This is a genomic window from Tenacibaculum insulae, from assembly GCF_964512435.1.
GTDB lineage: Bacteria > Bacteroidota > Bacteroidia > Flavobacteriales > Flavobacteriaceae > Polaribacter > Polaribacter insulae_A.
The window spans coordinates 2,536,120-2,551,848 of the sequence record NZ_OZ208512.1 but is presented as its reverse complement, the minus strand read 5'-3'; the positions used below and the strand labels follow the sequence as shown (position 1 = coordinate 2,551,848).

Sequence of the window (15,729 nt, the reverse complement as noted above, 5' to 3'; positions counted from 1 at the left end):
AAAAGCATTGATTTAATAATCAATGCTTTTTTTTATTCATAAAGATTTCACAAAAAAAGAATGAACATTCATTTTTATTATAACTTTGCACTATAATTAAATAGTTATGGCTAAACTTCAAAAAAGTATAGATAAACGAAATGCATTGATAAAAGCAACGGTAGAATTGGTGAACAATAACGGGTTTCATGCTACACCAATGAGTAAAATAGCAAAAATGGCCAATGTATCTCCAGCTACAATCTATTTGTATTTTAATAATAAACAAGATTTAGTAAACCAAACTTATATTGAAGTAAAAACTCAATATACAAATTACGTTTTTACAAATTATGATGAAAAATTAGCGGTAGAAGATGGATTTAAATTGATTTGGCAACGAATTGCTGATTTTAAGTTGAATGAATGTGATAATGCAATGTTTTTAGCACAATGTGATAATACACCTATGATTGATGAACAAAGCAGACAAGAAGGAATTAAACACTTACAACCCCTACTCGACCTTTGGCAACGAGGAAAAAACGAGGGCATAATAAAACCAATATCTGATTATTTATTATATGCTTATGCTATTAATCCTTTGTCATTTTTAATCATTTCACAAAAAAGAGGTGCGTTTATCTTAGATGAATCACACTTAAAAGAAGCATACCAAGCAGCTTGGAATAGTATAAAAAATTAAAAAGAAAATGAAAAAAACGGCTATTATATTAGGCGCAACAGGATTAACAGGAAATAGCCTTCTTCATAAACTGATAGAAGATGATCGCTATGAAAGCATTAAATTATTTTCACGTACTAAAATTAAACACTTACCCAATAAGGTAACTCAATTTATAGGAGATATTTTAAATTTAAAGCAATTTAAAACCGATTTTACTGCTGATGAAGTATATTGTTGTATTGGTACAACAGCAAAAAAAACACCTGATAAAAATGCCTATAAACAAATAGATTTTGGCATTCCTGTAACAGCAGCTAAACTATCAAAAGAAAACAATATCCATACATTTTTAGTAGTTTCTGCATTGGGTGCAAATACAAAAAGTAGTGTTTTTTACAATAAAACAAAAGGTGAAATGGAACAAAGTGTTTTACATCAAAAAATTAAAAACACTTTTATATTAAGACCTTCTTTAATTGGAGGAAAACGTAAAGAGCGTAGGGTTTTAGAAAAAATAGGATTAATTGTTTTTAATATCATTCAACCTTTATTTATTGGTAAATTAAAACAATATAAAATTATTGATGCTGAAAATATAGCGCAGGCAATGTTAAATTTAGCCAATGATTTTAAGAGTAATCAAACAATTATTTCATCAAACGAAATAAAAAATATTTCAAAAAAATAAATAAAATTAAAATTGATAAAATGGAATTATTAGACAAATTAAAATGGAGATATGCTGCAAAGGCAATGAGTGGTAAAAAAGTATCAGAAGATAAAATTGAAAGGATTTTAGAAGCTGCACGACTTGCTCCTACTTCAAGTGGTTTACAGCCTTTTGAAATTTTTGTAGTAAAAAACCAAGAAATTAAAGAGCAAATAAAACCTATTGCATGGAATCAATCAGTAATAACCGATTGTTCTCATCTACTTGTTTTTGCTGCTTGGGATACTTATACCGAAGACCGAATTAATTATATGTTTGATTTAACAAACGAAATAAGAGGTTTTAAAAACGAAGGTTGGGAAAACTACCGTCAAATGTTATTAAGTGCATACCCACAAAAAGATGCTGAAGAAAACTTTAACCACGCTGCTAAACAAGCATATATTGCTTTTTCGCAAGCAATTATAGCTGCTGCTTATGAGGGTGTTGATGCAACGCCTATTGAAGGTTTTGATCCTGCTGCGGTTGATACAATTTTAGGATTACGCGAAAAAGGGTTAAGAAGCGCCGTTTTACTACCTGTAGGTTATAGGCAAGAAGATAAAGATTGGTTGGTAAACTTAGTAAAAGTAAGAAAGCCGATGGAAGATTTAGTAACCGTTATAGAGTAATCAATTATTTTATCCTTAAAAATAAAACAATGAATAATTTTGATTTTAAAAATCCGACAAAAATAATTTTTGGAAAAAATACCATTCCGAATATAAAAAATGAAATTCCTAAAAACGCCAAAGTATTATTAATTTATGGTGGTGGTAGCATTAAAAAAAATGGAATTTACGAACAAGTAAAAGCGGCTTTAGCTGATTTAGAAGTGATTGAATTTGGAGGTGTTCCTGCAAATCCGGAATATGCAACTTTACTAAAAGCTTTAAAGGTTATTAAAGACGAAAAAATAACGTATTTATTAGCTGTTGGTGGCGGTTCTGTAATTGATGGAACTAAGTTTTTATCTGCTGCTGCTGTTTACAAAGGTGAAACTCCTTGGAATATTTTATCTGAAAATATTAGAACAGAAAACGGAATGCCATTTGGTACCGTTTTAACACTACCCGCAACAGGATCTGAAATGAATTCTGGTGCTGTGATTACAAGAAAAGAAACTAAAGAAAAGCTTGCAATGGGCGGTCCGGGATTGTTTCCTCAATTTTCGGTATTAGATCCTCAAGTTATAGCCTCTATTCCAAAGCGTCAATTAGCAAATGGATTAACTGATGCTTTTACACATGTTTTAGAACAGTATATGACCTATCCTGTAGAAGCTTTTTTACAAGATCGTTTTGCTGAAAGCATTTTACAAACATTAATAGAAATTGCCCCTAAAATTTTAAAAGACCCTACCGATTATAAAGCTGCATCTAACTTTATGTGGAGTTGTACCATGGCTTTAAACGGATTGATACAAAAAGGAGTTCCTACAGATTGGGCTATTCATGCAATAGGGCACGAATTAACAGCTTTATTTGGTATAGATCATGCGCGTACATTGGCTATAATTACTCCAAGTCATTACAAGTTTAATTTTGAAACTAAAAAAGAAAAATTAGCACAATATGGCGAACGAGTTTGGAATATAACAAACGGAACTGTTGATGATAAAGCACAAGCTGCCATAGAAAAAACGATTAACTTTTTTCACGAGTTAGGTATTGACACCAAATTGTCTGATTATACTAAAAATTATGAAGGAACTGCTGATAAAATAGCAGAACGTTTTACAAAAAGAGGATGGTTAGGTTTAGGTGAACATCAAAGTTTGTCGCCAGAAAAAGTTACCGAAATTGTTAAAATGGCTTATTAAATAATTAATTATCAAAAAAAGCGACCTATTTAAATAGGTCGCTTTTTTTATTTGATAAACCTAACGCATTAAGCTAAAGTTACTTTTACAGCATTCATACCTTTCATCCCTTTTTCAAGTTCAAAAGTTACTTTGTCGTTTTCTGTTATTTGATCTATAATACCACTTACGTGTGTAAAATATTTTTGTTGATCTTCAGAATCAACAATAAAACCAAATCCTTTAGATGAATCGAAAAAAGAAACAGTTCCTTTTCTTACAGGATCAAAAGCTTCTTTATCTCCTTCTAAAGTTTTAGGAACACTTACTTGAATGTCTTCTAAATTTATCTCTACTTTTTGCTCCGGATCTGGAGGTGTAGAAGTTAAATTTCCATAAGCATCAGTATATGCAAATTCAATTCCTGTTTTACCATTTTCTTTTATGTCAGCTTTACGAGCTTCCATTTTTTTTCGTTTATCTTCACGTTTTTTTAAACGCTTTTTCTCTTTTTCATTTTTGTTAAATGATTGCTGAGATTTTGCCATAAGATTAATTAATATATTATTTTAGTGTATTCTTTTTTTTGTATTGAAGATGTTTTTTATCAAAAACCATCAATATTTCCAATATATTGTAAAATACGTTATTTATTTTATTTTTTATGCTTTTTTTACATAAAAAATTCAATTTAAAATAAACCTAGCTATTTTACTATTTTTTGTTGCTAGCTTTTTGTTGTTTTTCACTATTATTTTCAGCTAAATAATTGGCTACTATTTTATCTACCAACTCCTCTTTTGTTAAATGATGAAATATTGTTTTTATTTTAGCTTTAAAATCTTCTGAAACATTACGATTAGGTTTGGTTTTAAATATTTTTTTAGCCCAAACCAATCCGTTATTTTCTTCAATACTTTTGGCGTCAGCTTTTTTAAACTGTTTAAAAGTAATCCCTAACTCTTCTTCAAAGTCAGTAATATCTTCAACTTCTTCTTGCTGTAAAACAGTTAAAGAAAGTCCGGTTGCTCCTGCCCTCGCTGTACGTCCGCTTCTATGAACGTAAGCATCATAAGTATCTGGTAAATGATAGTTTACAACATACGAAACATCTTTTACATCAATACCACGAGCGGCTAAATCGGTTGCTACCAAAATATCAATATAACCTTCTCTAAATTGTCCCATAATTCGGTCACGAATTCCTTGGGTTAAACTACCATGAATAGCTCCTGATGAAAATTTATTTTTAGCTAAATTTTTAGCTAATTTATTAACAGCAGCCTTAGTTTTACAAAATATAATACCTCGCTCACCTTCTTTAGAATTTAAAAAGTGAAGTAACACCTCTAACTTTTCAATAGGTGCTACAACTACATATTGATGGTCAATTCCCTCATGTCCTTTGGTAGTCATATTAGCTTCAAGCTGTACTACGTGTTTAGACATGTAATTTTGAATTAATTGTTTTATTGCTCCAGGCATGGTAGCGGTAAACAATAAAGTTCTTCTTTTTTTAGGGATTACTTTAATAATACTATCTAAATCATCCTTTAAAGCACTCACCATTTCATCGGCTTCATCTAAAATGAAGTACGAAATTTCTTTAATATCAACAGCATTTCGTTCAACTAAATCAGCTAAACGACCTGGAGTTGCAACAATAATATGTGTAGTTTCTTCTAAACGTTCTATTTGCGATTTTACAGGTATACCTCCAGTAACTAAAGCTATTGATACAGCTGTGTCTCCATCAATAAAAGAGCTTAAATTATTATATATCTGTTGCCCTAACTCTCTTGTTGGTGCTAATACAATTGCTTGTACTTTTTGTGTTGTCGCGTCTATTAATTGTAATAAAGGTAAACCAAAAGTAGCGGTTTTACCTGTTCCTGTTTTTGCTAAAACAACAATATCTTCTTTTTGATTTAGAATAACAGGAATTGCTTTTTCTTGTATAGCTGTAGGTACAGTTATACTTAAATTAGCTAAGCTATCTTGTAGTTTTTGATTAATTCCTAAATCTGAAAATTGTTTTGGCATAAAAAATATTTTTTTGCAAAGATAATCAGACTTTAAGCGAAAAATGACGAATTAACTTTATTAATTATATAATTCTATCAGGAGCTTCAGATAACTCGGGTATTGCACCTTTTATACCTCTGTAAAAATCATAAAAAGTATTAAAATCTTTCTTTTTATCATCTGTAGTATAGTATGGTTCTGCTAATTTTATTTGCTTATTACCAAAATCAAAAGCCAGCATAATAATAGGTACTTTTGCACCTTTAGCAATATAATAAAATCCTGTTTTCCATTCATTTACCTTTTTCCTTGTCCCTTCGGGAGATAAAGCTAATCTAAATTGTTCATTTTCATTAAACAAAGAAATAATAGAATCTACTTTGTTTGTCGATTTACTTCTATCAATAGGAGTTCCTCCTAAACTTTTAAAAATAAAACCAAAAGGAGGTTTAAATAATGATTTTTTCCCAATAAAATTAATCTTAATTCCCCAAACATTTCTCGCTAATATTGCTATCGGAAAATCTTTCCAACTTGTATGTGGAGCACCAATAAGGATGAACTTTTTTAAATCTTTAGGGTAGTTCCCTACTAATTTCCATCCTAAAATTGTAGTAAATATAAATTTAGATATCATCTTATTATTATAAACATCAAATTTACGATTTTCTACTCTGAAATCAAATAAAATTAACTCATCTTACCCTATATTTGTTTCGTTTTTAACATATGTAAACTGAATGAATACACCTATTTTAATTGGCTTAATAGCCTTAGTTACCTTAATTATTGGTTTTGTGATTGGAAATCTTTTATCAAAATTAAAGATGAAAGATTTAATTACTAATTCTGAAAAAGAATTAACAACCCAACAAATTAACATTGCAAATTTAGAAGCTCAAAAAATAGAAAAAGAAAAAGTTTTTGCACAACAAAAAGAAGATTTATTACTTCGGATAGAAAATCAAGCTAAAGAAACGGAAGAGGTTCGTAGAGAAAAAGAATTTTCGAGTATTGAATTAGCTAGAAAAAATGAGGAACTTAAAAACCTTCAATTAAAACTTAATGAAAATAAAGAAGAGGTTGAAAAACTACAAGATAAATTCACCAAAGAGTTTGAAAACTTAGCGAATAAAATTTTGGATGAAAAATCGAATAAATTTACAGAGCAAAATAAAGAAAACATAAAAAACATCTTAAATCCGCTTCAAGAAAAAATTAAAACTTTTGAAGATAAGGTAGATAAAACGCACAAAGAAAGTATTGATTATCATTCGGCTTTACGCCAGCAAATTGTTGGTTTAAAAGAAATGAATTTACAAATGAGTAAAGAAACCATCAATTTAACAAAAGCATTAAAAGGCGATAGTAAAACTCAAGGAAACTGGGGTGAATTGGTTTTAGAACGTGTTTTAGAAAAATCTGGATTGGAAAAAGATAGAGAATATTTTGTACAACAATCTTTTACAAATGATGAAGGTAAACGAATTTTACCTGATGTTGTTATTCATTTACCTGACAACAAAAAAATGGTTGTTGATTCGAAAGTTTCTTTAACCGCATACGAACAATATGTAAATACTGATGACGATTTAGATAGAGAGCGCTTTTTAAAAGAGCATGTTAATTCGTTAAAACGTCATGTAGAGCAATTATCAGAAAAAAAATATGAAGATATTTATAAAATTGAATCTCCCGATTTTGTATTACTTTTTGTACCTATAGAACCTGCATTTGCCGTTGCTTTAAATCAAGATAACACTCTTTACAACAAAGCTTTCGAAAAAAATATTGTTATTGTAACTCCAACTACTTTATTAGCTACTTTACGTACTATTGATACAATGTGGAATAATGAAAAACAACAACGAAATGCTTTAGAAATTGCAAGACAAGCGGGTGCTTTATACGATAAATTTGAAGGTTTATTACAAGATTTAATTGGAATAGGAAAAAAAATTGATGCCTCAAAAGCAGATTACAATAGCGCCATGAATAAATTGGTTGATGGTAGAGGAAACCTTATTACAAGTGTAGAAAAGCTAAAGAAAATGGGTGCCAAAGCTAAAAAGGCATTACCACAAAAAATTATAGAACGCGCACAAGATAACGAGTAAAAATCATTAAAAATAGCATACAAAAAAAGACTACCTGTTTTACAAGTAGTCTTTTTTATATTAAAAAATCACTAGGTGATTTTACATAATAAATAATCTTCTTTGGTGCATTAATTCAAATACCTTCTCTCCTACTTGTTTTAAAACTTCGTCGTTAGTTGTATTCATTAAAGCTTCGTCAATTAAATCAACAACAACTTCCATATCTTCTTCAACTAAACCACGCGTAGTAACTGCGGCAGTACCTACACGAATCCCTGAAGTTACAAACGGACTTTGAGTATCGAAAGGAACCATGTTTTTGTTTACCGTAATATCAGCTTTTCCTAAAGCTTCTTCTCCTTCTTTACCCGTAAGATTTTTATTACGTAAATCAATTAACATACAGTGATTGTCTGTTCCTCCAGAAATAATATCGTACCCTTTCGCTACAAAAGCTTTTGCCATTGCTTGCGCGTTTTCTTTTACTTGAATTTGATATTCTAAAAACTCATCCGTTAAAGCTTCACCAAAAGCAACTGCTTTTGCTGCAATAACGTGTTCTAATGGCCCCACCTTGATTTCCAGGAAAAACCGCAGAATTAATCAAAGTTGACATTTTCTTTAATTTTCCTGATTTTAATTTTAATCCAAACGGATTTTCAAAATCTTTACCAATCATAATCATTCCACCACGTGGTCCACGCAACGTTTTATGCGTTGTAGTAGTTACAATATGACAGTGTGGTAACGGGTCTGATAAAATCCCCTTTGCTATTAAACCAGCAGGGTGCGAAATATCTGCCATTAAAATAGCACCAACGCTATCGGCAATTTCTCTAAACTTTTCAAAATCCATATCGCGAGAATAAGCCGAAGCTCCTGCAATAATTAATTTTGGTTTGTGTTCTTTTGCTTGTTGTTCTAAGTGATTATAATCAATTTTCCCGGTAGCTTTATCAACTCCATAAAAAACTGGATTGTATAATTTACCTGAAAAATTTACAGGAGATCCGTGTGTTAAATGTCCTCCGTGAGATAAATCAAATCCTAAAATAGTATCTCCAGGCTTTAAACACGCTGCAAAAACAGCTGTATTTGCTTGCGAACCAGAGTGTGGTTGTACATTTACATATTCAGCGCCAAATAATTCTTTTGCTCTATCAATAGCTATTTGCTCAACAATATCTACCACTTCACATCCACCGTAATAACGTTTACCAGGATATCCTTCAGCATATTTATTAGTTAAAATTGAGCCTTGAGCTTCCATAACTTGGTCGCTTACAAAGTTTTCAGAAGCAATCAATTCTAAACCGTTTAGTTGACGTTCTTTTTCTTCTTGAATTAAATCGAATATTTGATGATCTTTTTGCATCTTGTGTGTTGTTAAATAAGCAACCAAAAGTACTAAATTTTATTAATTATTTTTTATGCATTTCTTATCTTATTTTTAATAAAATAATCACTGCCATAATCTTAAGAAATTTTACACTTTTTTAAGCTTTTTTTTCTTTCAAGGTGGATTTAATTGAAAAAAATATGTAGGTTTGATGTAAAATTAAACACTACAACTTCAATGAAAATAACTGCAAATAATCCTAATAGAAAATCTTGGTTAACTGTTGATAAAAACTCTGATTTTCCGATACAAAATATTCCTTTCGGAGTATTTATTACGAAAGATGACATTATAACAATTGGTACAAGAATTGGTGATTTTGCTATTGATTTAGGCGCTTTACACCAATTAGGGTATTTTGAAGGAATCCCTTTAACGGATGATATTTTTTTACAAGATACTTTAAATGATTTTATTGCTGACGGACGCAAAACTTGGCGTTTAGTTCGTAATAAAATTGCTGATATTTTTGATGTTACTAATGGTAAATTACGTGACAATGCAGAACATAAAGACAAAATAATATTTAGAATGGATGAAGTTGAAATGCAACTTCCTGTTTCTGTTGGTGATTACACCGATTTTTACGCTAGTAAAGAGCACGCTACCAATGTAGGTTCATTATTCCGTGATCCAGAAAATGCATTATTACCAAACTGGTTACACATACCAATTGGTTACCATGGTAGAAGTTCATCTATCATTCCTTCAGGAACTCCAGTTCGTCGTCCTGTTGGGCAACAAAGACCTAGTGAAGGAAGTACAACACCTAATTTTGGTCCTTCAAAATTATTAGATTTTGAACTAGAAATGGCTTTTATAACTACTGTTGCAAATGATTTAGGAGATAGAATTCCGATTGAAGATGCAGATGAATATATTTTCGGATTGGTATTATTTAATGACTGGTCTGCACGTGACATTCAAGCTTGGGAATATGTACCTTTAGGGCCTTTTTTAGGTAAAAACTTTGCTTCAACAATTTCTCCTTGGATTGTTACTTTAGATGCTTTACAACCTTTTAGAGTTGATAACCCAAAGCAAGTACACGAACCTTTACCTTATCTGAAAAAAGAAGGGAAAGATAGTTTAGATATTAACTTACAAATGGCAATTCAGCCAGAAGGGAAAGAAGAAACTGTGGTTTGTAACTCGAACTTTAAGTATATGTATTGGACGATGGCGCAGCAATTAGCACATCATACCGTAAATGGATGTCCTGTAAATGCTGGAGATATGATGGGTTCTGGTACTATTTCTGGACCAACAAAAGATAGTTTTGGTTCGATGTTAGAATTAACTTGGAGAGGACAAAATCCTATAAAAATGAATGACGGATCTGAACGTAAATTTATTAACGATCACGATACTGTTATTATGAGAGGATATTCTCAAAACGACGAAGTTCGTATTGGTTTTGGTGAATGTGTTGGTAAAGTTTTACCAGCGATTGAATAAAAAAATAATTAAAAATTTATAACCTAAAATTCCTCTAAAATTATTTTTAGAGGAATTATTTTTTAGATGACACAAATAATAGATTTAAGTCAAGAAATTTATCAAGGTATGCCTGTGTTTAAAGATTTACCACAGGTAAAAATATCCGTTCATAACTCTCATGAAGAATGGGATGGCATTAAAAACCCTACAATAAAAACGCCTGCTGTTCATAAACTTGAACTTGGTGAGCATACGGGCACACATGTAGATGCTATTAATCATATGGAGAAAAAACATGTGGGAAAATCTATAGATAAAATGCCATTATCTATGTTTTATACAGCCGGAATTTGTTTAGATTTTAGGTATAAAAAGTTAAAGGAGCTAATTTCTTCGGATGAAGTTATTGAAGCTTGCAAAAAACAAAAAGTAACAATAAAAAAAGGAGATACTGTATTATTTTGTACCAATCACTATCAAAAATATTTTGATAGTGAAAATTGGAAAAATGGCACTGGAATTACAGCTGAATGTGCTACCTTTTTAGGAAATAAACAAATTGCGGCTTTTGGTGTAGAAACCATGTCGCCCGGAGTTTCGGGTATTTCAAATAAAGAAGTACATCATATTTGTGGAAATATGAATTTTACACATTATGAAAACCTTATAAATTTAGATAAATTAATTGATAAAGGTCGATTTCGATTTATTGGACTTCCTTTAAAGATAAAAGGAGGAACAGGCTCACCAGTAAGAGCTGTTGCTATTATTGAATAAAAAAATCCATTTCAATTGAAATGGATTTTTTTTATTTTTTATTCTTCTTCAGGTGGCGGATGTCCATGAATATCTTCGTACATCTCATCAAAATTAGCTCTTAAATATGAATTTAATTTCTTTCTATAATCATCTTGCAACCAATCAATAAAGTTGTGTGTACTCTTACAAATACATTTAGAGTATCGATGAATTCTATCATCAATTTCACCACCTAATTTTTTGGCTAAAATTAAAGCATCAAAAACATCATCACTGTTTTCAATACAAATTTTTGCGTGATGTTCTATTGATTTTTCTAATACTTTTTTTGATGATTGTCCTGCTTGTATAGTATCAATATATACTTTTTTTACATCAAAATATAAATCTTCAGATTTTGAAAACTCTTCTTTTACATCAGCAGGTAATTCATATCTAAAGTCATTTTCAATTTCTTCATCAGATAATAAATTATCTAAATAAAAATTTGGTGCTCTAAACATTTTATGCCAATCTAAATCAGCTCCCCAAGGACCAAAACGATGAAAGTTATTTCCTAAATCAATTACATTAAATTCAGATTTTCCTTTTAAAATACGCGACCCTCTACCAATCATCTGGTAATAAAGAGTTAACGATTTTGTTGCTCTGTTTAAAATAATTGATTTTACTGATGGCTCATCAAAACCGGTAGTTAAAATACTTACCGAAGTAATAATTGCATTGGGTGTTTTGTTAAACCACTTTAATATAAAATCACGTTCTTTTTTAGTGTTTGTATTATCTAGGTGCGCTATCGGATATCCTGCTTTTTTAAAGGTATCATACACGTGTAATGATGTGTTAATACCGTTATTAAAAATTAAGGTTTTTGTGCCTTTAGCACGCTCTTCATAAGCTTGTAAAAGCTTAGATAACATATCTGTATTTGTATATAAATCTTCTGATGATTTTACGGTATAATCTCCGTTTGCACCTATTTCTAAAGAAGTTAAACCAACATTATATGAAAACACATTTGCTTTTGCTAAATATTCATTTTGTATTAAAGTACCAATACTTTCACCAGCAATTAAATCATCATAATTATCTTTCATTGGTAATTTAATATTCGAACTTAATGGTGTTGCAGTTACACCAAGTACAAACGATTTATCAAAAAACTTAAATAATTTTGTAAATGAATTATAGTGAGCTTCATCAATAATAACCAAACCAACATCCGAAATATCTAACATATCGTCATTTAAACGATTGTTAAGTGTTTCAACCATCGCTACAAAACAATCGTATTGACCTTGGTCGTCTAAACTAGCCTTACTATCAATAATTTTATTTTCAACACCAAATTCTCCAAGCATTTTAGCAGTTTGCTTACATAATTCGATACGGTGCGTCATAATCAACACCTTTTTTTGATAGTGTTTTATATATTGACGTGTAATTTCTGAGAAGATTACTGTTTTACCTCCACCAGTTGGTAATTGATATAATAGGTGATAATTTTCAGGAGCGTTTTCAAAACTTTTAAAAATTTTGAACAATGCTTCTTTTTGATAATCGTATAAATTTTTCCCTTTAGTTTCTTGTGTTGTTGTGGTTTCCTCGCTCAATTTTATACTTTTTTGTAGTACGCAAAAATACGACCTATTTAAGGAACTCCCATAAAAAACGATGTCTTTTTTAGAACTTTCTTAAATCGATTTGTGCAATCTCATAATGAGAAGCATGTGCTACCACTACCCTATTTTTAATTACCAAAAGCTGCGGAGACTGATGCATAACTTGAAAATCGTACCCTATTTCGTTAGACAATTCTCTGTATGATAACAAATCAAGATAATACACTTTAAAATCTTTTAAAGAAGTATCAAAACTACTTACAAACCGTTTAATTACCATACTACTTATACCACATCTTGTAGAATGTTTAAAAATAGCAATCGCTTCTTTTTCTGATTGTTGCTTAATTTCTTCTAATTGATTTAAAGAAGTTAACGGAATCCAATTAACAAACGATTCTTCTTGATTTTCTATTTTTTTATTGCCAAATATTGTATTAAATATTCCCATTTTAATATTTTTTAAGATATGTCGAATTAAATTCAGAAACCTTTCAGTGAGTCAAAAAGTCAGTTAAATCGCCTTTTTTAAAGACAAAATGACGCTTTTTAAATATGGTATCTATTTTGATTATAACCAAATATGAATTTTAACAATTATACAATAAAATCGCAAGAAACCATACAACAAGCGCAACAGTTAGCGCAAAGTAATGGGAATCAACAAATAGAAAATGAGCACATTTTTAAAGCTTTATTTAAGGTTGATGAAAATGTGTTACCATTTATATTAAAGAAACTTAACATTAATATTGATGTTATTCAACAAATTTTAGAGAAACAATTAGATAGTTTTTCTAAAGTTTCTGGTGCTGAATTAATGCTTTCGAGAGAAGCAAATAAAACTTTAAACGAAGCAAATATTATTGCTAAAAAAATGAACGATGAATATGTTTCTATCGAACATTTAATTTTAGCTATTTTTAAATCTAAAAGTCAAATTTCACAAGTTTTAAAAGATCAAGGAGTTACAGAAAAAAACTTAAAAACAGCAATTGATGAATTAAGAAAAGGCGAACGAGTTACTTCGCAAAGTGCCGAAGAAACCTATAATTCATTAAATAAATACGCTAATAATTTAAATAAATTAGCACAAGACGGTAAACTAGATCCTGTAATTGGGCGAGATGAAGAAATTCGTCGTTTACTACAAATATTATCTCGTAGAACAAAAAACAATCCCATTTTAGTTGGTGAACCCGGTACTGGTAAAACTGCTATTGCCGAAGGGTTAGCACACCGAATTATTCGTGGTGATGTACCAGAAAATTTAAAAGATAAAATAATTTATTCTTTAGATATGGGAGCACTAATTGCAGGCGCAAAATTTAAAGGCGAATTTGAAGAACGCTTAAAATCGGTGATAAAAGAAGTTACTACATCCGAAGGAGATATTGTTTTATTTATTGATGAAATACACACTTTGGTGGGTGCTGGTGGCGGACAAGGAGCTATGGATGCAGCTAATATTTTAAAACCCGCTTTGGCTCGTGGCGAATTACGTGCTATTGGAGCGACAACTTTAGATGAATATCAAAAATATTTTGAAAAAGATAAAGCGCTAGAGCGTCGTTTTCAAAAAGTAATGGTTGATGAGCCTGATACCGAAAGTGCTATTTCTATTCTTCGCGGAATTAAAGATAAGTACGAAACGCATCATAAAGTTCGTATTAAAGATGAAGCAATTATTGGCGCTGTTGAATTATCGCAACGTTATATTACCAATCGTTTTTTACCAGATAAAGCAATCGATTTAATGGATGAAGCTGCTGCTAAATTACGAATGGAAATTAATTCGAAACCAGAAGAATTAGACGTTTTAGATCGTAAAATAATGCAATTAGAGATTGAAATTGAAGCAATTAAACGAGAAAACGACACCGTTAAATTAAAATCTTTAAATGCAGACATTGCTAATTTTAAAGAAGAACGTAACGAAATAAATGCCAAATGGAAATCAGAAAAAGCAGTTGTAGATGCAATTCAACAATTAAAAACCGATATTGAAAACCATAAAATTGAAGCTGATAAAGCAGAACGAAATGGTGATTATGGAAAGGTAGCTGAATTACGATACGGAAAAATTAAAGAAGCACAAGAAGCTCTTGAACATCAGCAAGAAATATTAGCTAGTAAAAGCGAAAATTCTTTAATAAAAGAAGAAGTTACTTACGATGATATTGCAGAAGTTATTGCTAAGTGGACAGGGATTCCGGTTACAAAAATGTTGCAATCTGAACGTGAAAAATTATTAAAATTAGAAAACGAATTACACAAACGAGTTGTAGGACAAGAAGAAGCTATTGAAGCGGTTTCGGATGCAGTTCGTCGTTCTAGATCTGGGTTACAAAATCCGAATAAACCTATTGGAAGTTTCTTGTTTTTAGGAACCACTGGTGTTGGTAAAACAGAGTTAGCAAAAGCTTTGGCCGATTATTTATTTGATGATGAAAATGCCATGACTCGTATTGATATGAGCGAATACCAAGAACGTCATTCAGTAAGTAGATTGGTAGGCGCGCCTCCTGGTTATGTTGGTTATGATGAAGGCGGGCAATTAACAGAGGCTGTTCGAAGAAAACCGTATTCTGTGGTTTTATTAGATGAAATTGAAAAGGCACACCCTGATACTTTTAATACGCTTTTACAAGTTTTAGATGAAGGAAGACTTACAGATAATAAAGGACGTGTAGCAGATTTTAAAAATACCATTATAATAATGACCTCTAACATGGGAAGTCATATTATTCAAGAAAAATTCGAAAACTTAAAAGGAGATATTTACACCGCCATGGAATTGGCAAAAGTTGAAGTTTTAGGTTTATTAAAGCAAACTGTTAGACCAGAATTTATTAACAGAATTGATGATATTACCTTGTTTACACCTTTATCTACAGATGATATTAAGCAAATTGTAAAAATACAATTGAACAACGTTAAAAAGATGATTGCTGAACAAAACATCACTTTTGATGCTACCGATGAAGCTATTAATTACTTAGCTATAAAAGGTTATCAGCCTGAGTTTGGTGCACGTCCTGTAAAACGTGTTATTCAAAAAGAAGTATTAAATCAGTTATCTAAAGAAATTTTGGCAGGTAAAGTAACTACAGATAGTATTATTTTGTTAGATGCTTTTGATAATAAACTAGTTTTCAGAAATCAATCTGATTTAATAGAAAATTAGAAGTTAGTTTTTATAGTTGAT

Annotated in this window: 13 protein-coding genes and 1 pseudogene; 8 read left to right on the top strand and 6 right to left on the bottom strand. The window is 30.6% G+C overall.

Annotated features, from left to right (window positions below; translation table 11 throughout):
• The first annotated feature begins 106 nt into the window (after positions 1-106).
• From ACN5J5_RS11740 to ACN5J5_RS11725, 4 genes are read left to right on the top strand one after another with little or no spacing between them, the layout of a single operon-like run.
• Positions 107-685: a TetR/AcrR family transcriptional regulator gene (locus ACN5J5_RS11740; protein WP_418645079.1), complete on the top strand. Its 579-nt coding sequence runs from the start codon at positions 107-109 to the stop codon at positions 683-685.
• Positions 686-692: 7 nt separating this feature from the next.
• Positions 693-1,355 carry an NAD(P)H-binding protein gene (locus tag ACN5J5_RS11735; RefSeq protein ID WP_418645078.1) on the top strand — a complete coding sequence of 221 codons (663 nt, stop codon included), beginning with the start codon at positions 693-695 and terminating at the stop codon, positions 1,353-1,355.
• A gap of 20 nt (positions 1,356-1,375) precedes the next feature.
• Positions 1,376-2,008 carry an NAD(P)H-dependent oxidoreductase gene (locus ACN5J5_RS11730; protein ID WP_418645077.1) on the top strand — a complete coding sequence of 211 codons (633 nt, stop codon included), beginning with the start codon at positions 1,376-1,378 and terminating at the stop codon, positions 2,006-2,008.
• A 29-nt stretch (positions 2,009-2,037) separates the two neighbouring features.
• Positions 2,038-3,198 (top strand): iron-containing alcohol dehydrogenase, encoded by a 1,161-nt coding sequence (locus tag ACN5J5_RS11725; protein WP_418645076.1) that lies wholly within the window; start codon positions 2,038-2,040, stop codon positions 3,196-3,198.
• 68 nt (positions 3,199-3,266) lie between these two features.
• On the opposite strand, the gene ACN5J5_RS11720 is transcribed toward ACN5J5_RS11725, so the two are convergent.
• The 3 genes from ACN5J5_RS11720 to ACN5J5_RS11710 form a co-directional block, all read right to left on the bottom strand.
• Complete coding sequence (locus tag ACN5J5_RS11720) at positions 3,267-3,725, bottom strand: cold-shock protein (protein ID WP_418645075.1); 459 nt, start codon at positions 3,723-3,725, stop codon at positions 3,267-3,269.
• 166 nt (positions 3,726-3,891) lie between these two features.
• Positions 3,892-5,220: a DEAD/DEAH box helicase gene (locus ACN5J5_RS11715; protein ID WP_418645074.1), complete on the bottom strand. Its 1,329-nt coding sequence runs from the start codon at positions 5,218-5,220 to the stop codon at positions 3,892-3,894.
• 64 nt (positions 5,221-5,284) lie between these two features.
• Positions 5,285-5,839 carry a 1-acyl-sn-glycerol-3-phosphate acyltransferase gene (locus tag ACN5J5_RS11710; protein WP_418645073.1) on the bottom strand — a complete coding sequence of 185 codons (555 nt, stop codon included), beginning with the start codon at positions 5,837-5,839 and terminating at the stop codon, positions 5,285-5,287.
• Positions 5,840-5,942: 103 nt separating this feature from the next.
• On the opposite strand from ACN5J5_RS11710, the gene rmuC reads away from it, so the two are divergent.
• The gene (gene rmuC, locus ACN5J5_RS11705) at positions 5,943-7,319 is read left to right on the top strand and encodes a DNA recombination protein RmuC (protein WP_418645072.1); all 1,377 of its coding nucleotides are present in this window, start codon (positions 5,943-5,945) and stop codon (positions 7,317-7,319) included.
• An 81-nt stretch (positions 7,320-7,400) separates the two neighbouring features.
• Here the strand turns inward: rmuC and glyA are convergent.
• Positions 7,401-8,676, bottom strand: a pseudogene (gene glyA, locus ACN5J5_RS11700) (serine hydroxymethyltransferase).
• Between the two features lie 201 nt (positions 8,677-8,877).
• On the opposite strand from glyA, the gene fahA reads away from it, so the two are divergent.
• On the top strand, positions 8,878-10,158 hold the full coding sequence (fahA, locus tag ACN5J5_RS11695) for a fumarylacetoacetase (protein ID WP_418645071.1): 1,281 nt from the start codon (positions 8,878-8,880) through the stop codon (positions 10,156-10,158).
• A 66-nt stretch (positions 10,159-10,224) separates the two neighbouring features.
• Positions 10,225-10,917 (top strand): cyclase family protein, encoded by a 693-nt coding sequence (locus tag ACN5J5_RS11690; RefSeq protein WP_418645070.1) that lies wholly within the window; start codon positions 10,225-10,227, stop codon positions 10,915-10,917.
• Positions 10,918-10,955: 38 nt separating this feature from the next.
• Here ACN5J5_RS11690 and ACN5J5_RS11685 read toward each other — a convergent pair whose 3' ends face one another.
• Together ACN5J5_RS11685 and ytxJ are read right to left on the bottom strand one after the other, a co-directional pair.
• Positions 10,956-12,512: a DEAD/DEAH box helicase gene (locus tag ACN5J5_RS11685; RefSeq protein WP_418645069.1), complete on the bottom strand. Its 1,557-nt coding sequence runs from the start codon at positions 12,510-12,512 to the stop codon at positions 10,956-10,958.
• A 70-nt stretch (positions 12,513-12,582) separates the two neighbouring features.
• Positions 12,583-12,972 carry a bacillithiol system redox-active protein YtxJ gene (ytxJ, locus tag ACN5J5_RS11680; protein ID WP_418645068.1) on the bottom strand — a complete coding sequence of 130 codons (390 nt, stop codon included), beginning with the start codon at positions 12,970-12,972 and terminating at the stop codon, positions 12,583-12,585.
• 132 nt (positions 12,973-13,104) lie between these two features.
• Between ytxJ and clpB the strand changes: the two genes are divergently transcribed.
• Entirely contained in the window at positions 13,105-15,708 is a 2,604-nt protein-coding gene (gene clpB, locus ACN5J5_RS11675; protein WP_418645067.1) for an ATP-dependent chaperone ClpB, read from the top strand.
• Positions 15,709-15,729 lie beyond the last annotated feature (21 nt).